22 protein-coding genes are annotated in these 23,742 nt (G+C 65.1%); 12 read left to right on the top strand and 10 right to left on the bottom strand.

Going from position 1 to position 23,742, the window contains the following annotated elements; genetic code table 11:
- The first annotated feature begins 11 nt into the window (after positions 1-11).
- The 3 genes from zwf (at position 12) to edd (ending at position 4,219) form a co-directional block, all read left to right on the top strand.
- Positions 12-1,493, top strand: a complete 1,482-nt coding sequence (gene zwf, locus QQK18_RS01075; protein ID WP_284338423.1) for a glucose-6-phosphate dehydrogenase — start codon at positions 12-14, stop codon at positions 1,491-1,493.
- Complete coding sequence (gene pgl, locus QQK18_RS01070; RefSeq protein ID WP_284338422.1) at positions 1,494-2,186, top strand: 6-phosphogluconolactonase; 693 nt, start codon at positions 1,494-1,496, stop codon at positions 2,184-2,186.
- 218 nt (positions 2,187-2,404) lie between these two features.
- Positions 2,405-4,219 carry a phosphogluconate dehydratase gene (edd, locus tag QQK18_RS01065; protein WP_284338421.1) on the top strand — a complete coding sequence of 605 codons (1,815 nt, stop codon included), beginning with the start codon at positions 2,405-2,407 and terminating at the stop codon, positions 4,217-4,219.
- Between the two features lie 15 nt (positions 4,220-4,234).
- On the opposite strand, the gene mutL is transcribed toward edd, so the two are convergent.
- Complete coding sequence (gene mutL / locus QQK18_RS01060) at positions 4,235-6,079, bottom strand: DNA mismatch repair endonuclease MutL (protein ID WP_284338420.1); 1,845 nt, start codon at positions 6,077-6,079, stop codon at positions 4,235-4,237.
- A gap of 284 nt (positions 6,080-6,363) precedes the next feature.
- On the opposite strand from mutL, the gene QQK18_RS01055 reads away from it, so the two are divergent.
- Positions 6,364-7,842, top strand: a complete 1,479-nt coding sequence (locus QQK18_RS01055; RefSeq protein ID WP_284338419.1) for an MDR family MFS transporter — start codon at positions 6,364-6,366, stop codon at positions 7,840-7,842.
- A 115-nt stretch (positions 7,843-7,957) separates the two neighbouring features.
- On the top strand, positions 7,958-8,404 hold the full coding sequence (locus QQK18_RS01050; RefSeq protein ID WP_284338418.1) for a nucleoside deaminase: 447 nt from the start codon (positions 7,958-7,960) through the stop codon (positions 8,402-8,404).
- Between the two features lie 52 nt (positions 8,405-8,456).
- Here the strand turns inward: QQK18_RS01050 and QQK18_RS01045 are convergent, their stop codons facing one another.
- Positions 8,457-9,500 carry a patatin-like phospholipase family protein gene (locus QQK18_RS01045; RefSeq protein WP_284338417.1) on the bottom strand — a complete coding sequence of 348 codons (1,044 nt, stop codon included), beginning with the start codon at positions 9,498-9,500 and terminating at the stop codon, positions 8,457-8,459.
- Positions 9,484-10,755 (bottom strand): phosphoribosylamine--glycine ligase, encoded by a 1,272-nt coding sequence (gene purD / locus QQK18_RS01040; protein WP_284338416.1) that lies wholly within the window; start codon positions 10,753-10,755, stop codon positions 9,484-9,486. Before purD ends, QQK18_RS01045 begins: the two co-directional genes overlap by 17 nt.
- 177 nt (positions 10,756-10,932) lie before the next feature.
- Here purD and xseA point away from each other — a divergent pair, with 177 nt between their 5' ends.
- From xseA to QQK18_RS01025, 3 genes are all read left to right on the top strand, one after another.
- On the top strand, positions 10,933-12,414 hold the full coding sequence (gene xseA, locus QQK18_RS01035; RefSeq protein WP_284338415.1) for an exodeoxyribonuclease VII large subunit: 1,482 nt from the start codon (positions 10,933-10,935) through the stop codon (positions 12,412-12,414).
- A 65-nt stretch (positions 12,415-12,479) separates the two neighbouring features.
- Positions 12,480-12,701, top strand: coding sequence for a DUF2093 domain-containing protein (locus tag QQK18_RS01030; RefSeq protein ID WP_284338414.1), 222 nt, complete (start codon positions 12,480-12,482; stop codon positions 12,699-12,701).
- A gap of 4 nt (positions 12,702-12,705) precedes the next feature.
- Positions 12,706-13,851, top strand: a complete 1,146-nt coding sequence (locus tag QQK18_RS01025) for a glycosyltransferase family protein (RefSeq protein ID WP_284338413.1) — start codon at positions 12,706-12,708, stop codon at positions 13,849-13,851.
- 22 nt (positions 13,852-13,873) lie between these two features.
- On the opposite strand, the gene QQK18_RS01020 is transcribed toward QQK18_RS01025, so the two are convergent.
- Entirely contained in the window at positions 13,874-14,110 is a 237-nt protein-coding gene (locus tag QQK18_RS01020; RefSeq protein WP_284338412.1) for a DUF4170 domain-containing protein, read from the bottom strand.
- A gap of 17 nt (positions 14,111-14,127) precedes the next feature.
- A complete protein-coding gene (locus QQK18_RS01015) occupies positions 14,128-14,964 on the bottom strand; it encodes a 3'(2'),5'-bisphosphate nucleotidase CysQ (protein WP_284338411.1) in 837 nt (278 codons plus the stop codon).
- 518 nt (positions 14,965-15,482) lie between these two features.
- Between QQK18_RS01015 and QQK18_RS01010 the strand changes: the two genes are divergently transcribed.
- Positions 15,483-16,001, top strand: a complete 519-nt coding sequence (locus QQK18_RS01010; RefSeq protein WP_284338410.1) for a DUF6101 family protein — start codon at positions 15,483-15,485, stop codon at positions 15,999-16,001.
- 63 nt (positions 16,002-16,064) lie between these two features.
- On the opposite strand, the gene QQK18_RS01005 is transcribed toward QQK18_RS01010, so the two are convergent.
- Together QQK18_RS01005 and ubiA are read right to left on the bottom strand one after the other, a co-directional pair.
- Complete coding sequence (locus QQK18_RS01005) at positions 16,065-16,904, bottom strand: hypothetical protein (RefSeq protein ID WP_284338409.1); 840 nt, start codon at positions 16,902-16,904, stop codon at positions 16,065-16,067.
- Positions 16,892-17,824 carry a 4-hydroxybenzoate octaprenyltransferase gene (gene ubiA / locus QQK18_RS01000; protein ID WP_284338408.1) on the bottom strand — a complete coding sequence of 311 codons (933 nt, stop codon included), beginning with the start codon at positions 17,822-17,824 and terminating at the stop codon, positions 16,892-16,894. Before ubiA ends, QQK18_RS01005 begins: the two co-directional genes overlap by 13 nt.
- Before the next feature lie 172 nt (positions 17,825-17,996).
- Here ubiA and QQK18_RS00995 point away from each other — a divergent pair, with 172 nt between their 5' ends.
- Complete coding sequence (locus QQK18_RS00995; protein WP_284338407.1) at positions 17,997-18,746, top strand: 16S rRNA (uracil(1498)-N(3))-methyltransferase; 750 nt, start codon at positions 17,997-17,999, stop codon at positions 18,744-18,746.
- Between the two features lie 71 nt (positions 18,747-18,817).
- On the top strand, positions 18,818-20,209 hold the full coding sequence (locus tag QQK18_RS00990) for a glutamate--cysteine ligase (protein ID WP_284338406.1): 1,392 nt from the start codon (positions 18,818-18,820) through the stop codon (positions 20,207-20,209).
- Between the two features lie 65 nt (positions 20,210-20,274).
- On the opposite strand, the gene QQK18_RS00985 is transcribed toward QQK18_RS00990, so the two are convergent.
- Positions 20,275-20,853: an ABC transporter permease gene (locus tag QQK18_RS00985; protein ID WP_284338405.1), complete on the bottom strand. Its 579-nt coding sequence runs from the start codon at positions 20,851-20,853 to the stop codon at positions 20,275-20,277.
- Positions 20,854-21,045: 192 nt separating this feature from the next.
- Positions 21,046-22,023: an ATP-binding cassette domain-containing protein gene (locus QQK18_RS00980; RefSeq protein WP_284338404.1), complete on the bottom strand. Its 978-nt coding sequence runs from the start codon at positions 22,021-22,023 to the stop codon at positions 21,046-21,048.
- A 68-nt stretch (positions 22,024-22,091) separates the two neighbouring features.
- Between QQK18_RS00980 and QQK18_RS00975 the strand changes: the two genes are divergently transcribed.
- On the top strand, positions 22,092-22,679 hold the full coding sequence (locus QQK18_RS00975) for a MarR family winged helix-turn-helix transcriptional regulator (RefSeq protein WP_284338403.1): 588 nt from the start codon (positions 22,092-22,094) through the stop codon (positions 22,677-22,679).
- A gap of 44 nt (positions 22,680-22,723) precedes the next feature.
- On the opposite strand, the gene QQK18_RS00970 is transcribed toward QQK18_RS00975, so the two are convergent.
- Positions 22,724-23,614: a LysR family transcriptional regulator gene (locus QQK18_RS00970; protein ID WP_284338402.1), complete on the bottom strand. Its 891-nt coding sequence runs from the start codon at positions 23,612-23,614 to the stop codon at positions 22,724-22,726.
- Between the last annotated feature and the right edge of the window lie 128 nt (positions 23,615-23,742).

The raw sequence follows: 23,742 nt of genomic DNA, 5'->3' as shown, positions 1-23,742 counted from the left end.
GGACAAGCTTCGTGTCCAGCCGCATTATTCCCGTTCAGCCGTTCGACTATGTCGTCTTCGGCGCCACCGGCGATCTGACCAAACGCAAGCTGATCCCGGCGCTCTACCATCGCTTCAAGGACGGCCAGTTCGACGAGCAGAGCCGCATCATTGGCGTCTCCCGCTCGCCGCTCTCTGATGCCGATTTCCAGAAACTCGCCCGCGACGCCGTCGCCGAGTTCGTCGAGAAGGAATATCGGGACAAGGAGACGATCGAGCGGTTCGTGTCGATCTTTTCCTACATCGTCAATGACGTGACCAACCAGGATGGCTGGGGTGATCTCGGCAAGGCGCTGCGCGACGACTCTCAGGTCGTGCGCGCCTTCTACCTCGCCGTCGCCCCTAACCTTTTCGAGCCGATCTGCGAGTATCTGGGCAAGCGCAAATATTACCGGCGCGACGCTCGTGTGGTCCTGGAAAAGCCCCTAGGCCACGATTTGATCTCCTCTCAGGAAATCAATGACGGCGTCGCCCGCATCTTTGCGGAAGATCAGGTCTATCGCATCGATCACTATCTCGGCAAAGAGACGGTGCAGAACCTCCTGGCGCTGCGCTTTGCCAACACGCTTTTCGAGCCGGTGTGGAACTCGACCCATATCGACCATGTGCAGCTGACAGTTGCCGAATCGGTGGGTGCCGGCACGCGCGGCTACTACGACGAGTCCGGCGCCCTGCGCGACATGATCCAGAACCACATGCTGCAGCTCCTCTGCCTGGTGGCCATGGAACCGCCGGCCTCCGACGACGCCAATGCGCTGCGCGACGAGAAGCTCAAGGTCCTGCGGGCGCTAAGGCCGATCGCCAACGGCGATGTCGGCAAGGTCACCGTGCGTGGCCAGTATCGTGGTGTCACCTCCGAAACCACCTCGGTCAAGGGCTACCAGGACGAACTGCCGGAGGGGAAGAAAGGCTCGCGCACCGAGACCTTCGTTGCCCTTAAGGCCGAGATCCAGAATTGGCGCTGGGCGGGCGTGCCGTTCTACTTCAGGACCGGCAAGCGCATGGCCAGGCGCGTCTCGGAAATCTGCATCCAGTTCCGCGACATCCCGCATTCGATCTTCGATCACGCCGAAGGCGCGCCGCGCCCCAACAAACTCATCATCCGCCTGCAGCCTGACGAGGGCGTCAAGCTCTTGATGATGATCAAGGATCCTGGGCCAGGCGGCATGCGCCTGCGCGAGGTGCCGCTGAACCTCTCCTTTGCCCAGACGTTCTCGGAGCGTACGCCCGAAGCCTACGAGCGGTTGCTGCTCGACGTGGTGCGCGGCAATCAGACCCTGTTCATGCGCCGCGACGAGCTCGAGGCGGCGTGGGCGTGGGTCGATCCGATCCGCGAGGCCTGGGACCGGGCCTCCGAGCCGCCCCAGCCTTATACCGCCGGCACCTGGGGCCCGACCGGCTCCATCGCCCTCATCGAACGCGATGGCCGCACGTGGCACGAGGACGATAACTAGATGCTCGATCGCCGCAGCTTTGCCGATAGGACGACCCTCGCCACGCAATTGGCCGATGCCGTCGCCGGCCACATCAATGCGGCAATTGCGACGCGCGGCGAGGCGGCGATTGCGGTTTCCGGCGGATCGACCCCGGCCAAGTTCTTTTCGGCTCTTGGCAAGCGCAAGGATGTGGATTGGTCGAAGGTGGTAGTCACGCTTGTTGACGAGCGCTGGGTCGATGAACTGAACGAGCGCTCCAACGCCGGCCTCGTCAACCAAAAGATGCTGCAGGGACCAGCGGCGTCCGCCCGCTTCCTGCCTCTCTATTCGGGCGGGGCCGAGCCCGACGCCACGCAGATCGGGAGGACCGCCGCCGGCCTCGAGATTCTGCCGCGCCCCTTTGCCGCCGTCGTTCTCGGTATGGGCAGTGACGGCCACACCGCCTCCTTCTTTCCCGGCGGCGACACGCTTGCCGAGGCGCTTTCGGCGTCCGGCCCGGTGATCGCCATCCACGCGCCCGGCGCCGGCGAGCCGCGGGTGACCTTCACTCTGCCGCGCCTGCTCGAAACCGACGCGCTCTTCCTCCACATAGAAGGGGAGGAGAAGGCCGCGGTGCTGGAGAAGGCCCTGGGCGACGGTCCGGTCGAGGAAATGCCGGTTCGCGCAGTGCTGCGCGCCGACCGGCCGATGACAGTTTACTGGTGTCCCTGAGCTCCTGGGGCGGTCCCCAATCGACCGCCCTGGCCGCTCGAGCATCGCGCCAGAAGTGGATGCCGTTTTCGGCAAAAGCAAAGCGATGCTCGAATTCGGGATGCTGGCAAAGGCATGATCCGCGGGTGAGGGTGCTTCACCCGCATGAGGACCATGCCCCATGACGAAGGAGCCGTGGGCGGCCGTTGGCCCGCGTTGAGCACGGCTAAGGAGAAGACATGTCTGTCCGCAAGGCCATCCAGGATGTGACCGATCGCATAGCGGCGCGCAGCCGCGAAACTCGCCGTGACTATCTCGATCGGCTCGAGCGCGCGCGCGAAAGCGGCGTTTATCGCGCGAGTCTCTCCTGCGGCAACCTTGCCCATGGCTTTGCGGCCTGCTCACCGTCGGAGAAGGCCGCGCTCGCCGGCACCAGGACGCTGAACCTCGGCATTGTCACCAGCTACAACGACATGCTCTCTGCCCATCAGCCCTACGCGACATATCCCGATATCATCAAAGAGGCCGCGCGCGAGATCGGCGCCACCGCCCAGGTCGCCGGCGGCGTGCCCGCCATGTGCGACGGCGTGACCCAGGGTCAGCCGGGCATGGATCTCTCGTTGTTCAGCCGCGACGTCATCGCCATGTCCACGGCGATCGCGCTGTCCCACAACATGTTCGACGCGGCCGTCTATCTCGGCATCTGCGACAAGATCGTGCCGGGCCTGCTCATCGGCGCGTTGACCTTCGGCCATCTGCCAGCGGTCTTCATCCCCGCCGGTCCGATGCCCTCAGGGCTGCCCAACGACGAGAAGAGCCGCGTCCGCCAGCTCTATATGGAAGGAAAGGTCGGTCGTGCCGAACTGCTCGAGGCCGAGGCCAAGTCCTACCATTCGCCCGGCACCTGCACCTTCTACGGCACCGCCAACTCCAACCAGATGCTGATGGAGATCATGGGCCTGCACCTGCCCGGCTCGAGCTTCGTCAACCCCGGCACGCCGCTGCGCGATGCGCTGACCCGTGAGGGAACGCGGCGCGCCCTTTCGCTTACCGCCCAAGGCAATGCCTATACGCCCGTCGGTCACGTTGTCGACGAGAAGGCAATCGTCAACGGCCTCGTCGGCCTTCACGCCACCGGCGGCTCGACCAACCACACCATGCATCTCATCGCCATTGCGGCGGCAGCGGGCATGCAGGTGACCTGGGATGACATGTCCGACCTCTCCGACGTCACCCCGCTCCTCGCCCGCGTCTACCCAAACGGTGTCGCCGACGTGAACCACTTCCACGCCGCCGGCGGCATGGGTTTCCTGATCCGCGAGCTTCTCGACGACGGATACCTGCACGAGGACGTCAAGACTGTCTGGGGCGCGGGCCTTTCCGGCTACACGGTTGAAGCCAAGCTCATCGAGGACAAGCTCTCCTTCGAGCCGGCGGCCAGCGAATCGGCGGCGCCCAAGGTCCTGGCCTCGGCAAGGGACCCGTTCCAGAAGTCCGGGGGCCTGAAGCTCCTCACCGGCAATCTTGGCCGCTCGGTGATCAAGGTCTCGGCCGTCAAGCCCGAGCACCGCGTGGTCGAGGCGCCCGCCCGCGTCTTCCACAGCCAGGACGGCCTGCAGGCCGCCTTCAAGGCCGGGGAGCTGACCGGCGACATCATCGCCGTCGTCCGCTTCTCGGGTCCGCGCGCCATCGGCATGCCGGAGCTGCACAAGCTCACCCCCGCCCTCGGTGTTCTGCAGGACCGCGGCTTCAAGGTTGCGCTCCTCACCGACGGGCGAATGTCCGGCGCGTCGGGCAAGGTGCCCGCCGCCATCCACATGACGCCCGAAGCCGTCGACGGCGGCGCCATCGCTAAGATCCGCGACGGCGACATCATCCGGCTCGACGCCGAGGCCGGCACCCTCGACTTCGTTGGCGACGAACGCGAATTCTTCGCCCGTACTCCTGCCACCGAAGACCTGCGCCGCGAGCACTACGGCATGGGCCGAGAGCTCTTTGCCGGCATGCGCGCACTGGTTGGCGTGGCGGATCGCGGAGCGAGCGTGTTCGGGTAGCATTATCGGGCGGAGTTAACGGCTTCGCCCGAACAACCTCTCGATATCCCGCTTCTTGAGTTCCACATAGGTCGGACGTCCGTGGATGCATTGGCCCGAATGGGGCGTCGCTTCCATCTCCCGCAAAAGCGCGTTCATCTCCTCGACCTTCAGGCGCCGGCCCGAGCGCACCGAGCCGTGGCAGGCCATGCGGGCGACGATCGCTTCCAGCCGATCCGAGAGCGCGGCGGTGGTGTCCCATTCGGCGAGCCCGTCCGCGAGGTCCTTCACCAGTCCCTCGATGTCGGGCTGGCCGAGGAGCGCTGGCGTCTCGCGCACCGCCACCGCCCGCGGCCCGAACCGTTCGAGATAGAGCCCAAGCTTTTCGAGCATCGGCGCGGCCTCCTCGATTCGCGCGCAATCCTCCTCGGGCAACTCGACGACCATGGGAATAAGCTGGGCCTGGCTCGGCACCGGTCCTGCCGTCATCTGCGCCTTGAACCGCTCGTAAACCAGCCGCTCATGCGCGGCGTGCTGGTCGACAAGCAGCAGCCCGTCGGCGTTCTGGGCGATGATGAAGTTCTCGAACATCTGCGCGCGGGCGGTGCCGAGCGGGAAGTCGATATTGGCCGGCTCCTCCTCGGCCAGCGCCTCCACCCGGCCGCTCGGTTCGGCCATGCCGGCGAAGCCCGGGTCCCAGGCGGGAGCCGATCTTTGCCAGGACGACGCAGCGGAGGGCGCGGTATGGGCTGGGCCCGTTGACGCATAGGCCGACGGCCGCGGACTATCATCGCCCGCCCGAGAGCCGGGCCCGGCGGCCGCGGCCGGATAGACCGGCGCCTGGAATGCCCCGAGGATGTCCTCGCCCACCGTCGAGCTTGCCCGGAACCCGGCGGCCGCCAGCGCATCGGAAATGGCGCGGATCACGGCGCCGCGAACCGCCCCGGCATCGCGAAAGCGCAGCTCAGCCTTTGCCGGATGCACGTTGACGTCGACCTCGGCCGGATCGATCGAGAGATAAAGCGCAATGACCGGGAAACGGTCGCGGAAGGTGTAGTCGGCGTAGGCGGCTCTCACCGCACCGACCAGCACCTTGTCGCGCACCGAGCGGCCGTTGACGAAATAGAACTGGGAGAGCGAATTGGCCCGCGTATAGGTTGGCAAGCCCGCAAGTCCGGCCACCACGATGCCGTGCCGCACGGTCGCGAGTTGTGCGGCATTCTCGGCGAAATCGGCATCGACCAACTGCGCCAGCCGCGCGGCGAGCGCACCTTCCCCTGTCACCGCCGGCCAGTTGCTCTCAGCCCGGTCGGCACCCGTCAAGACGAAATGCACCTGCGGATTGGCCATCGCCAGCCGCCTGACGACGTCGGTTACCGCCGCCGCCTCCGCCCGATCGGTCTTGAGGAATTTGAGACGTGCCGGCACGTTGGCGAAGAGATTCTTGACCTCGACCACCGTGCCCCGGTTCAAGGCCGTTGGCACCGGCCCGGACTTGATCCCGTTGCGCACTGCGAGGCGCAGCCCGCTCTCGGTTTCGGCGGTGCGTGTCGCGATGGTGAGGTCGGCGACCGAGCCAATCGAGGCCAGCGCTTCGCCACGGAAACCCAGCGTGCGGATGTCGTCGAGGTCGTCGGCCGAGAGCTTCGACGTCGCGTGCCGCTCGACCGAAAGCAGGAGGTCGTCGGCATCCATACCCGCGCCGTCGTCCTCAATGCGGATGAGACCCTTGCCACCGCCGGCCGTCGTCACCACGATCCGGCCGGCGCCCGCATCGATCGCGTTCTCGACGAGTTCCTTGACGACGCTCGCCGGGCGTTCGACCACCTCGCCGGCGGCGATGCGGTTGATCAGCGTTTCGGGCAGTTGCCTGATGGGCATGGGCGAATTGATTCTCCTTGGCTCAAATATAAGGCAAGGCGCTTCGCGATCCGACCCGGAATTCGCCCATGTCCTTGCTGCATGCCTGCCATGCATCTCGGCCACGACACATCCTGGCTTGGCCTCACCAAGTGGACAGGTTAAGAACGCGGTCCCTTTTTACCCAATGCTCGCGACTGCGCCGATATTTTGGGCGCCGTGTCGAAATCAGTTCAAGCCGTTCGTCGCTGGAGTGGGCCTGCATCGGCTCGCCGTCTTCCAATCCGACAAAGAGAGTAGCCGCCATGAGTGCCGAACCCACCATGAATACATCCAACGCGCCGGCCGGCGGCGGAGACCTTGCCGCCCGCAATCGGCTGGTCATCCTGATCCTTCTGGTTTCTGCCTTCGTCGTCATCCTCAATGAGACCATCATGGTCGTCGCTCTGCCGCGGCTGATGGACGATCTCGGCGTTACCGCCAATGCGGTGCAGTGGCTGACGACGGCGTTCATGCTGACCATGGCCGTGGTCATTCCCGTCACCGGGTTCCTTTTGCAGCGCCTCAACACGCGCCCGGTGTTCATTTTGGCCATGTCGACCTTCGCGGCCGGTACGACGATCTGTGCCGTCTCACCCGGTCTCGAGCTTCTCATCGTCGGCCGGGTGGTACAGGCGTGCGGCACGGCCATCATGATGCCCTTGCTGATGACCACGGTCATGAACCTTGTTCCGCCCGAGAACCGCGGCAAGACCATGGGCGACATCTCGCTGGTCATCTCCGTTGCGCCGGCACTCGGTCCCACCGTCTCAGGTCTCATCCTCAACGTCCTCGACTGGCGCTGGATCTTCATCGTCGTTGTTCCCATCGCGCTTGCCGCGCTCTATTTCGGCTGGCGCAGGATGGTCAACGTCACCACGCCCCGCTACGCACCGGTCGATGTCGTGTCGGTCATCCTCTCGGTCTTCGCTTTCGGCGGCATCGTCTACGGCCTCAGCCTCATGGGCGAGGGTGGCGAGGCGGCGACACCCGTGCCGGCGTGGGTGCCGGTTGTGGTCGGCGGCGTCGCGCTCGTCGTTTTCATCCTGCGTCAGCTCTTGCTGCAGAAGCGCGACCAGGCTTTGCTCGACCTGCGCACGTTCCTGTCCAAGACGTTCAGCCTCTCGATCTTCATGATGGCCGTCTTCATGATGGCCATGTTCGGCGTGTTCGTGCTCCTGCCGATCTACCTGCAGAACGTGCTGGGGCTCGAGACCCTGCAGATCGGGCTCTTGCTCCTGCCGGGAGGGCTCACCATGGGCATTCTCGCCCGCTATGTTGGCCGGCTCTACGACCGCTTTGGCCCGACGGTCCTCGTCGTGCCCGGCTCTGCGGTCGTGTGCATGGTCCTCTGGTCGCTCACCTTCATGGACCAGAACACCTCTCCGCTCTTCGTCCTGGCGGCGCATGTGGTGCTGAGCGTGGGCCTCGCCTTCCTCTTCACGCCGCTCTTTACGGCCAGCCTCGGCTCGCTGCCCCCGCACCTTTATTCGCACGGCAGCGCTGTGCTCGGCACCATCCAGCAGGTGGCCGGAGCGGCGGGCGTGGCCCTGTTCGTGGCGCTGATGTCGCTGCGCTCCAGCGCTGAGCTGGCGGCCGGCGCGCCCGAGCCGGTGGCTCTCTCGGCCGGTATCCAGTTGGCCTTCCAGGCCGGCGCGATCATTTCGGTGCTGACGGTTCTCGCCGCCTTCCTTATCCGGCGGCCGGAACCTGCCGGCGTGCCGGCCGAGGCTGCGGGCCACTAAGGACACGGTCGGCCCGCCCATACCCAGGCTTCCGTTCTGACGCCGTCAGAACGGAAGCCTGGTTCATTCAGCCCGGTAGCTTGCCGCGGCAACGGGGCAGGGGTAGGAACGGCGCATGAGTCAATCCCCGATGGACGTCGCCTTGATGCTCGCTGCCGATGCCGCCGCCGACGGCGAGGCGCCGGTCGGAGCGGTGATCGTCTGCGACGGCGAGATCATCGCCGCCGAGCGCAACCGCATGCAGGCGCTGGCCGATCCGACCGCCCACGCCGAAATGCTCGCCATCCGCGCCGCACTTGCCGAGCGCGGTACCGGCCGGCTCGACGGTTGCGACCTCTACGTCACCCTCGAGCCTTGCGCCATGTGCGCCGGCGCCATCGCCCACACGCGTCTGCGGCGGGTCTATTTTGGTGCCGAGGACCCAAAGGCCGGCGCCGTCGAGAACGGCATCCGTCTCTTCGACCAGCCCACCTGCCACCACCGTCCCGAGATCGTCGGCGGGCTGGGCGAAGTGCGCGCTTCCGCGCTGCTCAGGAAGTTTTTTTCCCGCCTACGCCGATAGATGCTGTCGGTCGCTGAGCGACTTACGCGCTGCGAATACCGGCGCCCCGACCTCACTCGCTGCCGATCACCGGCACCTTGTTCTGGATGTAGGCCTCGATCTTGTCGGCCACCATGCGCTTGAAGCGGTCCTTTTCCTGGTCTGCGTGGCCGATAATCTCGCGCACGCGCCAGAACTCCATGGGCCCGAACGTCGTCACATGCGGGCGCACATAAACGTCGGGCGGGTAGGCGGCCATCATATGCGCAGTCAGCGAATGCATCATGATCTGCGCCGAGCCGAACCAGAGGTCGAGCGCACTGTGGTTGATCTTGGTCAGCCCTTGTGACGGGTCACCGTTGACGTCGATGCCGATAAGGAAATCCGTGTCGATATCGGCCTGGTCGAGCGGCAGCGGGTTGACGACACCGCCGTCAACGAGGAGGTGGTTCTCGTAGTAGACCGGCTTGAAGAGGCTCGGAATGGCGATCGAGCCGGCGATCGCCGGCCGCACCAGGCCGGAGTTGAACACGGTCTGGTGCCAGGACTGGAAGTCGGTCGCGACCACGTAGAGCGGGATGCCGAGATCGCTGAAATGGTCGGGAAAACCATCCGGCAGGAAAGCGTCGACCACCGCATTGGCGTCGAGCTGCATCGAAAGGCCCTGCTGCAGAAGGCTGCCGAGCCCCCGCACGTGCCGGCTCCACAGCCGCCCCGCGATCACCCGCGTCGTCGCCAGCACATCATAGGCGTGTTCGCGGATTTCTGCCCCTTTCATGCCGTTGGCCCAGCCGGCCCCGATCAGCGCGCCGATCGAAGTCCCCGCGATGACCGTGGGCTTGAGGCCGAGCTCGTCCATGGCCTCGATATAAGGAATATGGGTCAGGCCGCGCGCCGAACCGCCGCCAAGCGCCACCCCGATTCGCGGCCCCGATTCCGTGATTTCCGCGATTTTGCGTGCCTTGCCGCGCATGCGGTCGATGACGCCGCGGCCACGCCGCTGCAAGGGCGTAGGCTGTTTTTCGCGCGAGTCGCCGTCGAACACCGCATCGTAGAGACCGTCCGCCGCCGCATCGCCCGCATCGACGATGCCCCGCGGGTCACTCTCCCCGCGCAACTGCCCGCCAGCCGATGTCCCGCCGGCAGAAGCCCTCAGGCCAAACAATCTGATCAACGAGTTCGTAAGCACGCTTCTGTGCCTCCGCCACCGTGGCGCCTAGCGCGGTGACATTGAGCACACGCCCGCCGCTTGCGAGTAAACGTCCGCCTTCGCGCTTCGTCCCAGCATGGAACACCTGAACGTCGCTCGTGTCGAGCCCTTCCGCGCCCTTGATCTCGGTGCCCTTGTCGTAGTTTCCCGGGTACCCCTTCGTCGCCAGGATCACCGTCAGTGCCACTTCCTCGCGCCACACGGCGAACTTGCCGGAAAGGTTCCCCGTGGCTGTCGCGTGGAGGAGGTCGAGCAGGTCCGAGCGCAGCCGCATCATCATCACCTGGCATTCGGGGTCCCCGAACCGTGCATTGTACTCGACGAGCTTGGGACCCTCGGCGGTCAGCATCAATCCGGCAAAAAGGACGCCCTGGTAGGGCGCGCCGCGCCTTGCGAGGCCTTTGACCGTCGGGGTGATGATCGTATCCATCACGCGAGCGGTCAGCGCTTCGGTCAGGACCGGTGCCGGCGAATAGGCTCCCATGCCTCCGGTATTGGGCCCGGTGTCGCCGTCGAACGCGCGCTTGTGGTCCTGCGCCGAGGCCAGCAGCAGCGTGTTCTGCCCATCGCAGAGTGCGAAGAGACTCACCTCCTCGCCTTCCATGAACTCCTCGACGACCACCTGCGCCCCCGACCTGCCGAAGGCGCCGGCGAAACAGTCGACGATCGCCGCCTCGGCCTCCTCGAGCGTCATGGCGACTGTCACGCCCTTGCCGGCGGCAAGCCCGTCCGCCTTGATGACGATCGGGGCGCCTTGCTCACGCACATAGACGCGCGCCTCGGCCTCGTTGTCGAAGTGCCCGTAGCGGGCGGTGGGAATGCCCACTTCGTCGCAAAGCGCCTTGGTGAAGCTCTTCGAACCCTCGATCTGTCCCGCCGCCTTCGAGGGACAAAAACAGGTGAAGCCAGCAGCGCGCAGGTCGTCGCCAAGCCCGGCGACCACCTGCGCGTCAGGCCCCACCACCACGAAATCGATGGCGAGGCGTCGACAGGTATCGATCACGGCCTGATGATCGGTGGCGTCGACGGCGACGTTCTCGCCGACCACTTCGGTGCCAGCGTTGCCCGGCGCGATGTAAAGCTTCGTCAGCCGTGGCGACTGCGCGATCTTCCATGCCAATGCATGTTCCCGCCCGCCCGCACCGATAACCAGAACCCGCATGCTTCAAGCCCCCGTCAGCCTGCTCGCGTTGCCGTTTCGTGCGCCCTCTCCCATAAGCGGCGCAGGCGGGCAAGGGGAGAACGGTCCCTCATGTCAAAAAACCATCATATTGACCCCCCACTTGGCTTGTTCCGCGCCGCCTTGACGCGCACCGCGCTTCTGGCGCACGAGTTGACCATGACCGACATCCTCACCAACGCCACCGAGTTCACCGTCTCCGAGATCGCCCAGGCGGTCAGGCGCACCGTCGAAGAGAACTTCGGCTATGTGCGCGTGCGCGGCGAGATCTCCGGCTTTCGCGGTCAGCACGCCTCCGGCCACTGCTATTTCACTCTCAAAGACGAGAACGCTTCGATAGACGCGGTCGTCTGGAAAACCAGCTTTGCCCGATTATCCTTCAAGCCACAGGAGGGGCTGGAGGTCATTGCCACTGGGCGGCTGACGACTTTCCCGCGCTCGTCGAAATATCAGATCGTCGTCGACAACATCGAGCCGGCCGGTGCCGGCGCCCTGATGGCGCTGCTCGAGGAGCGTCGCAAGAAGCTTGCCGCCGAGGGCTTGTTCGCGCGTGAGCGCAAGAGGCCGCTGCCTTATCTGCCACGCGTCATCGGCGTCGTCACCTCCCCGACCGGCGCCGTCATCCGCGATATCCTCCACCGCCTCGCCGACCGCTTTCCCAGCCATGTCGTCGTTTGGCCGGTGCGGGTCCAGGGCGAGACCAGCGCCGCCGAGGTGGTGGCCGCCATTGAGGGTTTCAACGCCCTCCCGCCGGAAGGAGCGATCCCGCGCCCGGACCTGCTCATCGTTGCGCGAGGCGGGGGTTCGATCGAGGACCTCTGGGGGTTCAACGAGGAGACAGTGGTGCGCGCGGTCGCCGCGAGCCGCATCCCGCTGATCTCGGCCGTCGGCCACGAGACCGACACCACCCTCATCGACTATGTCGCCGATATGCGGGCGCCCACCCCTACCGCTGCGGCCGAGGCGGCCGTTCCGGTGAGGAGCGAACTCATCGGCTATGTAGAAGACCTCGGACTGCGCCAGCGCAACGGCGCGCGTCGTATCGCCTCCAATCTGCGCGACCGGTTGCGCGCCGCCGGCGCCGGCCTGCCGCGCCCGGCCGACCTCGTCTCGACCCACCGCCAACGGCTCGACCATGCCGGTTCCAATCTCCTCGCAGCCTTGCGGCACGCGAGCCAGGCCAAGGCCATCGCGCTGGCGCGCGCGGCGCCGCTCCTGCGGCCCGACATGCTGCGCCAGCGCGTACGCGAGCTCGACACGCGCCTGCATCAGTTGGTCGGCCGGGCCCCGCGGGCGCTGGCCAATGGAGCCGGCAGGGCACGCCTGCGGTTCGATCCGGTGGCGGGCCGCCTGACCCCTGCATTCGCCCGGATCCTCGCGACCCATTCGCAGCGCTTGCAGGCGCTCGACAAACTTCTGGCCTCTTTGAGCTATGAGAATGTGCTGGCGCGCGGATATGCTCTCGTACGTCGGCCCGATGGCGCGGTCGTCGCGGCCCAGGCGGGCCTCAATCCGGGCGATATCGTTGCGCTGCAGTTCGCCGACGGCGAGGTCGGCGCCACCATTTCCGGTGCGCCCGCCATGCCGCGGCGCAGGTCGAGGTCACAAACTGACAACGATAGTCAGGAAAGTCTCTTTTGAGACCGCACAGGGAGCGCTATATCGGTCGGAGCAGAAGCGTACCGCGTACTAGGAAAGTCATGGCCATGAACATATTCGACAAGGGTTTCACCCCCGCCGAGGCGCAACTGCGCTATCTCGATGCCGATTATGTCGTGCTGCGACCGGGCAGTTTCGTGCGCTGCGCCATCACCGGCCGGCCGATCCCGCTCGATGAGCTCTTCTATTGGAGCGTCGAACGGCAGGAGGCTTATGCCGACATCGAAACGGCCGGAGAGGCCTATCGGCGCCACAAGCTCGGGAAGTAGGTCCGTGGCCACAGCGTCAGGCCGCCGCCGCTTCCTTTTCGTTTCCAACGGACACGGCGAGGATTGGATTTCCGCCGCCTTGATCCGTTCCCTGCCCGGATATGTGGCTGCAGAAGCCTATCCGATGATCGGCGCGGGCAACGCCTACGCAGATGTCTGCCCCATTGTCGGTCCGCGCGCCACGCTCGCTTCGGAAGGCTGGCGCAACGTGCGCGGATCCCTGCGCCGAGACATCGCGACCGGCGGCTTCACAACCGTGCGACCGGCGCTCTCTTTCCTCGCGCGCATCCGCGCACAGTACGACGAGATTGTCGTCGTCGGCGATATGGTGGGGGTGCTGGCCGGCCTCATGACCGGCCACCGCAACCTCTTTTACATCGACGTCTACAAGACCGGCGCGGCCCGTCTCTATTCGCGCCTCGAGCGTCTGGCCATCAGGCGCGCCTGCAAGACCGTTTTCTGCCGCGCCGAAAATCTCGCCGCAACGCTCGCGCAAACCGGCATCGATGCGCGTTGCGCCGGCAATGTGATGATGGACACCATTCCCTTTGCCGAATACGACGCCCGCGCCCGCCGCACCCGGCCGCTGGCCGTCACCCTCCTGCCGGGCAGCCGTGCACTGACCGCCGAAAGCTTCGCCCTGCAGATCGCGGGACTGCGCACCTTGCCCGAGGGGGTGTTGCCCGATGTGTTCCTGGCGGTTGCCGGCGGCATCAACGTCGACGATCTCGCCCGCAAGGCGCAACTGCGGCGCACCGCCATGCTCACCGCCGAGAATGCCGACCTCGGTGAGTTGACCGATGGCCGGTTGACCGTGCACATGGCCCGCGGCGGCGCCATGGGCAACATGCTTGCCGCTTCCGATATCGTGCTGTCCCAGGCCGGCACCGCCACGGTCCAGGCCTTGGGTTCGGGCCGGCCCGCCATCACCTTCATCAACTCACGCGATCGCCGTTCGCGCTTCCGCGATGAACAGAAATTGTTCGATGCTGCCCGGACCGTCGTGCCGCCGGACGCCGATGCCATCGGCGCTGCGCTGCGCCGTCTCCTTTCCGACGAAGCTGAGCGTCACCGCCTCGCCGACATCGGTCGCGCGCGCATCGGCGAGCCCGGCGCCCTGCGCGCTATTGTGGAAGCGCTGGTAAGTTAGAGGCTCGCCCTCGGCGGTTTGCCTAGTTCTCTTCCGGATCGAGAAGCCGGTGCAGGTGCACGATGAAGTAGCGCGTCTGCGCGTTGTCGACCGTCTGCTGAGCCTTCTGCCTCCAGACGTCGTAGGCCTCGGCGTAGTTCGGATAGACCCCGACGATGTCGACCTGGTCGAGATTGGCAAAGGTCACTCCCGAGATATCGGAGAGCTCTCCGCCGATGACGAGGTGCAGCAATTGCTTTTGCGGTTCTGGGGTGGTCATGGCGTCGGTTCCGGTCATCAGGACATGGAAAGGTGCGGCAGATCGGCCTCGGCCGGGCAGCCATAGACCTTGATCAGCGCCGCATGGACGAGGGGTTTTAGGCTCATGTCGGCAAGCGCAGCAAGCGCCCCGTGGCGCAATTCAGCTTTGTTGAATTGCGGGGCTCCCACGCAGACGTCGTTGAACGCTATGCCGGCTTCCGAAAGGATTATCGCGGCCGCCGCGATGTCCCAATCCTGCGCGCCGCGCCGTACCACGGCCGCGTCGAGCCTGCCAGTCGCGACCTGCACGAGCCGGTAGGCGAGGGATGGGTAGGCGGGTCCGCGCCTGTAGTCGAGGCCGGCCGCCTGCATCTCCTGATGCACCGCGCCTGGCGCCGGGATCAGCGGTGGCGCGCCGGCGCGCCGGCTGCGAGCGATTGGCCGGCCGTTGAGCCGCGCCCCACCCCCGCTAAAGGCATCATACATCTCGTCGCGCGCGGGTGCATAGACGACGCCGGCGATGGGCACCCCGTCCTCGACCACCGCCAGCGACACCGTCCAGCTATCTTCCCCGCGGATGAAGCCACGTGTGCCATCGATCGGATCGACGGCGAAGATGCGGGGCCTGTCGAGCCGCTCAGGGCTGTCGGCGGTCTCCTCGCTCAGCCATCCATAGCTGGGGCGGGCGGCGGTCAGCGTCGTCATTAAGAACTTGTCGACCACGATATCCGCCTCGCTCACCGGCGAGGCGTTCTCCTTTTCCCACGTCTTGACCGCGCGGCGGAAATAGCCGCTGGCGATGATCCCGGCGGCGACGGCGCTGGTGCGCAGCAGTTCCAGGTCCTGTTCGGGGCTCGGTTGGGAAAGGGTCATGTTCGAGGTGCTTGTAGGCTTTGCAGTCAGGCGCGGCAAGGCCCGCCGGGCGTGGCCGGCAGCCGCTTTCCACACCCGCCTGTGGAAGGCGGGATTTTAAGGATCTCATAAATGATCGGGTTACTCCGCGGGTCTCTGCTGGGATCGGAGGTGGCCCCATGAGTCGCTACAGGATCTGGATCATCATAGGGCTGGCGCTGTTGTCCTGGTTGTTGATTTTTGTCGCCGCTGCAGTGATTTGGAACGGCATTTCGGGGTCCAGAGCACCTGCGTCTGGCTCGACAGGCAAAGTCCCGGCGTACGCGCGCGATGCGCTGGAGCGCTCTGGTTAACGTCTTACGATTTCAATGAGTTAACTTGCCCTTACAGCCGGTCAGAACCCGCTAACCCTCCCGCAAAACAACGTAAACTTAACCGAACTTCTTAAGCCGGGCGGTAAGGCGGCGCGCTAGGATGGAGCCATAAAAGAGAGCACGGCAAACCGAAGCTCTCGGAAGTTGACAGGAAGGTTATCCACTATGGTCCGTGGCGTTGAGATCGAAGGCGCAGCCGTCGTCCTGGCTTTTGCTAAACCCGAGGTCGCGAACCGCCGGTTCATTGCGGCCAACGACAATGGCCCTCGCGAGCCGGTCAAGACGGTCACCGTGCGCAAGACGCTCGAAAAGAGCGGAGTTGCCATTAAGGTCAAGGTGCCGGTCGACGAATTCATCGGCGTGGCCGTGGCCACCGCCATCTCCGAGGAAGGGGTACTGCGCTCCACCATCGAGCTTGTGCATTCGGATGCCGAGCTCAGCTATCAGGTGTTCGAGGAAATCGGTAACCTCAATGTCGTTGCCGAGTGGCAGAACTGGGGCAAGAAACTGCGCCTGCCGCTCCTTATCAAGGCCGGCGACGGCAATTATCTGCCCTATTCCCAGCAGGTCGATGGCGTGATGGTCGGCGCCCGCTCGGCGCGCCGCAGGTTCGCCGCCGATGCCAACCGCCGCCCCCGCTTCCTCAACCGCCGCAAGCCCGGCGGCAAGACCGGCGCCAACTAAGCGCCGGGCCCCTTTCCTCCAGAGAGCCCTAAAGCCGGTCGGTGGTGCGGCCGGCTTTTTGGTTTATAGCCCATAAGCCGTCAGCAGCCGGCCGATCGCCGAGGTCGATGCCGGCTGTTCATCGCGCACGCTCTTCAGTTCGTTGTTCCACAAATGAACGCAGAGAGTTCTCTCCGTCATGAACTGCGCAATGTCGGTCTCTGGTAGCAGGACCTCGAAGGCGCGGTGGTGGTTGTAGGGATAGAAGACGTCGATGGGCGCGGCGAGATCGAACACTCGGTATGTCTTTGCCAGTTCTGTCAGCGCTTGCGGCCCGAATGTTGTCCAGAAGTGGTCTGTGGGGGCGATGTTCTGCCCTATGAGCCGCTTGGTCCAGAGCTGCCGCTTACGGTTGAAATTGAGCCATTTGGGGATCGCGTTGGGCGCGAACCCGGCGATGATATCGGCGGCGATGGGCGAATCCGGCGGTAGGTAGACTATGGCGTTGTTGATGGTCTGCGGGCTGTGCAACCCGAATAGTGGCTCGTGCGGGACGATGGTGAGCGGTTTTACGCAGAGCATGTCGGCGTCCGCCCATATGCCCGCACCCTTCAACTGAAGTGCCATGCGGAAATAATCGGCCAGTATTGCAGGCGCCCCCCGGCGCCCGCCCAGCAGCGAAAGCCCATAGTCCCTTTCCACCGTCAAGTCGGCGTCAACCAGCGTCACGCCCTCCGGCAACCCGGCGACCTCGTCATAGGCGTGCAGCTGGACGCTGTGCCCGGCCGCCAGGAATGACACCATCGAGAGCCGTTCGATGAGGCCGATCTGCGGTCCGATCCAAAACATGTTGATCACGGGCAGGGAGCTGGGCGCTTGGTGGAGCTGTGCATCCATGGCGGTCATCGAATCTAGAACATCCATTCCAACAGGATCGCCCCGGTCAGCACCAGTCCCACATAGTGGTTCGAGTAGAATCGATTGTATGCGTTCGCCGGCGCCCTCGCATCCAGGGTCATGACCTGCCAGGCGAGCATCGCCGCGACAGGTACGAGCCCGAGCGCCAGAACCCAGCCCGCCCCGGAAACGAACCCAGCCGCCAGCCAGCAGGCGACGGTCGCCGCATAGAAGAGGCCGACGATGGGCTTGACGTTCTCTCCGAAGAGCCGTGCGGTGGACTTGACCCCGATCAGGGCGTCATCCTCGATGTCCTGCAGCGCATAGATGGTGTCATAGCCGATCGTCCAGAGGATGCAGCCGAGATAGAGCAAGAGCGGGGCCGGTCCGATGCTGCTGGTCTGCGAGCTCCAGCCGACGAGCGCCCCCCAGGAGAAGGCGAGCCCGAGAAAGAGCTGCGGCCACCAGGTCACTCGCTTCATGAACGGATAGACGGCAACGAGTACCAGCGAGGCGATGCCGATGGCGACGGTGAACGTATTGAATTGGATGAGGATGAGGAACGCCAGAAGTGCCTGCGCCACGAGGAAAATTACCGCATTGCGCGTCGTCAGCTGTCCGGACGGAATCGGGCGCAGCCGCGTGCGCGCGACCTTCATGTCGATGTCGCGGTCGACGATATCGTTGAAGGTGCAGCCGGCCCCGCGCATCAGCACGGCGCCCACGAAGCAATAGATGAGCGCGACGGCATCGAACCCGTTTGCCGGCTGGCGCACCGCCGCCAGCGCCAGCGACCACGCGCATGGCCAGAACAGCAAGTAGACCCCGATCGGCCGATCCCACCGCGCCAGCCGCGCATAAGGCTTCAGCCAACCGGGAGCATAGCTGTCCACCCAGTTGCCGCGCTGGGCGTCTGCGACAGAGCCGGGATCGGTGGGAGTGGCCATGGGCGGTTTGCCTCCGAAAGTCTTTGCCGGAAAGCGATACTGCTCCACCCGTGACTGTCAGCCGGAGGTCCTAACCCAGCCCGACGCGCTCTGGCCCTCGCCGGGGTGACACCAGGGATGGACTATCGCATCCTATGCACTCGAACCACTAACCGCCCGCCGCCGGAAGTCAATGCCTCGCACCCATGCCTCCCTTCCACGCCTCTATGTCGAGGCCGATCTTGCCGCCGGAGCGGCGCTGACCCTCGGCAAGGACCAGTCGCTCTATCTGGCGGCGGTGCTGAGGAAGACGGTCGGCGATGAGGTCGTGCTGTTCAACGGCCGCGACGGCGCCTGGCTTGCCCGTCTTACCGGTGATGCCAAGAAGGCCGTTGACCTCGAGCTCGTCGAGTTCATCGCTCCGCAGACACCGCCTTCCGACCTTTGGTACGGCTTTGCGCCCTTGAAGACCGAACGGCTCGACTATGTGGTGCAGAAGGCCACCGAAATGGGAGCGGGAATCATCCAGCCGGTCCTCACCCGCTTTACCCAGGTTTCGCGCTTGAAGCACGAGCGGCTAGTGGCCAACGCCATAGAGGCCGCCGAGCAGTGCGAGGTGCTCTCGGTTCCGCAGGTGAGGCCCGAGACGACGCTTGAACGCCTGATCGCCGGCTGGACTGGCGAGCATGGCGGCCGTCGCCTCATTCTTGCCGATGAGGCCGAGGCCTCCGCAAGTCCGGTTCACGCGATCAAGGCTCTCGCCGGCCAGCCTGTCGGCCTGTTGATCGGCCCGGAAGGTGGCTTTTCTCCCGAGGAGCGAACGCTCCTCCACGCGCAACCCTATGTGGTGCCTGTGAGTTTGGGTCCGAGAATCCTGCGCGCCGACACGGCCTCCGTCGCCGCCCTCGCCATTGTCCAGGCAATCATCGGCGATTGGCGATAAAAGGCGATTGACGCCGGCCGGACAGCCGATATGTTCCGGGCCAGTTCTTCTTGCCCACCCTAGAGGTCTCCATGGCCGGTGCCGATGCCGACATCAATTCTCCTCCCATAGAATCGCGCGCCGATCTCATCGAGGCCATGTCCAGCGGCTGTAAGCCGCGGGAAGAGTGGCGCATCGGCACCGAGCACGAGAAACACCTGTTCCACACCAACCCGTTGCGCCCGGTCGCTTATGGCGGTCCCGACGGCGTCGCGTCGCTCCTCGAGGGCGTGCGCCAGGAGACGGGCTGGCATTACTTCTATGACCGCGAACATCCTATCGGCATGCGCAACGACGAGATCGCCGGCGGCATCTCGCTTGAGCCCGGCGGCCAGTTCGAGCTCTCAGGCTCACCCCAGCGGGACATCCATGGCACGGCGGCCGAGATGGCAGAGCATATGCGTGTTTCCAAGAAAGTGGGGTCGGCCCTCGACATCCACTTCCTCGGGCTCGGCGTCACTCCGCTTTGGCAGGTCGCCGAAATGCCGGCCATGCCCAAATCCCGTTACGCCATCATGGCGCCCTATATGGGCAAGACGGGCACGCTCGGCACATCGATGATGTTCCGCTCGGCAACCGTCCAGACCAATGTCGATTTTTCTTCGGAAGCCGACATGGTCCGCAAGCTCCGAGTCTCCCTCGCCCTGCAGCCGGTCGTCACCGCGCTCTTTGCCAATTCGCCGTTCATCGACGGCGGCGAGAGCGGCTACCTCTCCTACCGGTCGCACATCTGGCTCAACACCGACCCCGATCGTACCGGCATGTTGCCCTTCGTCTTCGAGGAGGGGTTCGGGTTCGAACGCTATGCAGACTACGCGCTCGACGTGCCTATGTACTTCATCATCCGCGATGGCCAGTACGTCAACGTGGCCGGCGAGGACTTCCGCCGCTTCCTCGATGGAAAATTGCCGCAGTTGCCGGGCGCGAAGCCGACGATCAAGGATTGGGAAAACCATCTCTCGACGCTCTTTCCCGAGGTGCGCCTGAAGCAGTTCCTCGAGATGCGCGGCGCCGACATGGGCGACGCCGCTTCGGTTGCGGCGCTTTCGGCCCTGTGGACAGGACTGCTTTATGACGATGTGGCGCTCGAGGCCGCCTGGGAACTGGTGTCCGAGTGGACCGCCGAGGAGCGCCAGACCCTGCGCGAGCAGGTGCCGGTGACCGCTTTGCGCACGCCTTGGCCCGGCGACATTCTGCGTTTTGGCGACGTTAAGGACGCCGCCCGCGAAATTGTCGGCATCGCCAGCGCCGGCCTCATTCGCCGCAACGTTCTGAACGACAAAGGCGAGGACGAAAGCATCTACCTCGCGCCGCTCGAGGAGATTATCCAGCGCGACGAAACCCGCGCCGAATATTGGCTCAAGAAGTACCGCGGCGAATGGGGCGGTGACCTCAGCCGGATCTTCACCGAAGCCGAGATGTAGATCGCACCCTCATCCGCCCCTCGGCAGCGCGCAGACGTTGGCCGAGGAGGCATGGAAGGGGATGCCTATTTCGTCTGCCCCTCGAACACCCGATTGCCGAACCAGGCTCCGAGCACCACCAGCACCGCCGCGAGGGCGACGCCGAGCGCCACCTCCGGCGTGCCGATCTCGCCGCGAAAGATCGCCCGCAGCGCGTCGACGACGTGCTTGAACGGATTGATGCTGGCCAGCGCCTGCAGCCAGGCCGGCGCCAGGCTCATCGGCAACAGGATGCCCGAGAGCAGCAGCACCGGGAGCGCCAGCGAGTTGACCAGCGGTGCGAAGGCATCCTCGCTCTTGGTGATCAGTCCGAAGGCATAGGAGAGGAACGAGAAGGCGGCCCCCAACAGACCAATCAGCACCAGGCCGGCAGCGATTGCCCAGAGCGGCACCCGGAGCCCAAAGAGGAAAGCGCAGGAGATGAGGATGATCGCCTGCGCCACCAGCACGACGACGTCGCGCAGCACGCGCCCGGCGATCAGTGCCGTCCGGCTGGCGGGCGTCACCATCATCCGGTCGATCACCCCCGCGCGCCACTCTGCGATGATGCCGAAGCCGACGAAAAGCCCGCCGAAAATGCCGAGCTGCACCAAGAGGCCTGGCACGAACACCACCCACGCGTCCCCCGGCGGAAATCCCGGCGTGCTCGCCACCCGCTCCAGCAGCGGCCCGGGTCAGGTAGAGGATGGGCTGGGTAATGCCGATGATCACCCACAGCGGCTCGCGCAGCGACAGTCTCATGGCACGCGAAAACACGGTCCAGGTGTCGGAAAAGAAGGTCATGGCGTCGTCCTTTATCAATCTCTCAGCGAGCGGCCGGTCAGCGTCAGGAACACGTCGTCGAGCGTCGGCCGGTTGACTTCGACGCCGATGGCCTCGATCCCTGCCCGAGCCAGTTCCGCGAGCAATACAGGTAGGGTCGAGGCACCCTCGGACACGTGGAAGCGCACGATATGCCCGTCGGTCGCTGGCGCGTCGGCGCCGGCGAGCAGTCCTGCCACGCCCGCGGCTTCGGTCGCGTCCTTCTCTTCGCGCATGGTCAGGGTGATGGTGTCGCCGCGCACCTTCTTCTTGAGCTCGGCGGGCGTACCCTCTGCGACGATCTCGCCCTTGTCGATGATCAGCAGCCGGTCCGAAAGCGAGTCGGCCTCGTCCATGTAATGCGTGGTGATGAAGACGGTCGTGCCCAGCTCGTCGCGCAGCTTACGGATGTGCGTCCACAGGTTCGCCCGGCTCTGCGGGTCGAGACCGGTCGAGGGCTCATCCAGAAAGACGAGCCTGGGGTTGTGGATGAGGCCCATGACGATATCGAGCCGCCGCCGCTGCCCGCCCGACAGCGAACCGCACTTGCGATCCCAGACATCTGCGAGGTCGAGCGCGGCAAGGAGGTTGCGTGCCCGATCGTTGGCCGTCGCCGCATCGATACCGTAGAGCCGGGCATGGCTGACGATCTCCTCGCCGGCCCTGGCGCTGCCGATCGTAGAGCCCGCCTGACCGACATAGCCGATATTGCGCCTGACACCCTGCGGATCGCGTCGCAGATCGAACCCCGCCACCGTCGCACTGCCGTCCGTGGGCCTCAACAGCGTCGTCAGCATCTTGAGCGTCGTGGTCTTGCCGGCCCCGTTGGGCCCCAGGAACCCGACGATCTCGCCGGCCGCCACGTCGATGTCGACCCCGCGCACGGCCTCTATCGTGCGCCCACGTGCCTTGAAGTCGCGTTTGAGCTGCCTGGCCTCGATCATCGCCTGGCCGGCCTGAATTTCTGCACCCATATCTGGACCCTGAAGAGATTTCGTGTTATAAATATCTTATGAATCAAGATATCAAATCGTCGAAAGATATGTCAAGCGCCGACCCCTGGGGTGGTGCATCGCGACTGAAGGAAGCGGTGCGAGCCAACCAGACCGCCAATGACGTTTGGGACGATTGTGTCACCCGCTTCCTTGGCATCAACCGCACCGACGGGCGCTGCCTCGACATCATCGACCGGCACGGCAAAGTCACCGCCGGTCAGCTCGCTGGCGAAAGTGGACTGACGACCGGAGCGGTAACGGTGGTCGTCGACCGGCTGGAGGCCGTGGGCTATGTCGCGCGCACGCGCGACCCCGTCGACCGGCGCAAGATCTGGATATCGGTAACGCCCGTCATGGCCGAGATGACCGAGCGGCTCTTTGCCCATTTCCAGATCATCGGTCCAGCCGTGCTCGAACGTTTCACGCCCGATCAGCTCGCCGCCATCGTCGAATTCCTCGAGGCCGGTTCGGCCATCAACGTCGGGCAGGCCGCGCTCCTTGAGCAATACATCGACCGCAAGGGCGCCACCCCGCAGTCCCGGCTTGTCGCCGCCCGCCTCTTCGCCCGCGCCGGGCAGAAGGCAATGAAGGGACATGTCGCGGCCCTGAAAGCAGGGCGCACATTCAACGACTAGCGTGCGACATCCGCCTCTGAATCGGTCAAGCGGGAGCGATACTTCTACTCCGCCGCCTCGGCCATCGTCGGCCGGCTGTCGAGATTGCCCATGCTCGAGACGATGTGGTTGGCAAGCGCGTCGTAGATGCCCCCATAGGCGTGGCTGCCGCGCATCAGCGCGATCTGCGCGTCGTTGAGCTTGGGCAGGCCATACTCGGTGCCCACCACGCGCATCCCCGGCTGCAGCGCGCTCTCCGGCAGGAACCCTACGGCAAGGTCCGAGAGCACCGCGCTCGAGATGGCTGTCGCGTTCGAGGAGGTATAGGCAATGCGATAGTCCTTGCCCGTGCGGTTGAGCACGTCCGTCGCTTCCTGCCGCCAGATGCAGCAGGTCGGCCCGCAGGCCAGCGGCATCGGATCGGTCGCGAGCGCCTGCCCGCCATGGGAGGCGACCCAGTGCATCTTTTCGGTGCGGAAGAGCTCGCCGAAATTGTGGTTGGTCCCCTGCGTGAAGACGATAAGGTCGAACCGGCCGGCCCGCATGCCCTCCAGTAACTGCTCGGAGGCCATGCACGCGACGTCCACGGCAATCTTGGCGTGCGTGCGCTGGAAGCTCGACAGGATCACCGGCAGCAGCCGCACGGCGTAGTCGTCCGGAACGCCGAAACGAATCGAGCCGGAAAGATCGGTGTTGGAGAAGTGGTCGATGATCTCCGCGTTGACCCGCAGCATCTTGCGGGCCCGCGAATAGAGGACCTCGCCCTGCTGGGTCAGCGACACGCTGCGCCCATCGCGCGTCAAAAGCGGGTAGCCAAGACGCTCTTCCAGGCGTTTGATCTGCATCGACACTGCCGATTGCGTCTTGTTCACCCGGCGCGCTGCCTCGGTGAAGCTGCCGCAGTCGGCGATGGCACAGAAGCTCTGCAATTGGTCGAGATCGAGGGGTGCGGTCATGGCGACTTCCCATCACTCAATTTGATGATGTAGATGAAATCTATTTGTTGGACGAATGGATGTCCAGCACGTATCGTTTTGAACATCGGCGCAGCAACGGCGCTCGCCGCACCCGCCGGTCTCCCTCC

The sequence above is a fragment of the Devosia nitrariae genome (assembly GCF_030160115.1).
GTDB lineage: Bacteria > Pseudomonadota > Alphaproteobacteria > Rhizobiales > Devosiaceae > Devosia > Devosia nitrariae.
This window is presented reverse-complemented; position numbering and strand designations above follow the sequence as displayed.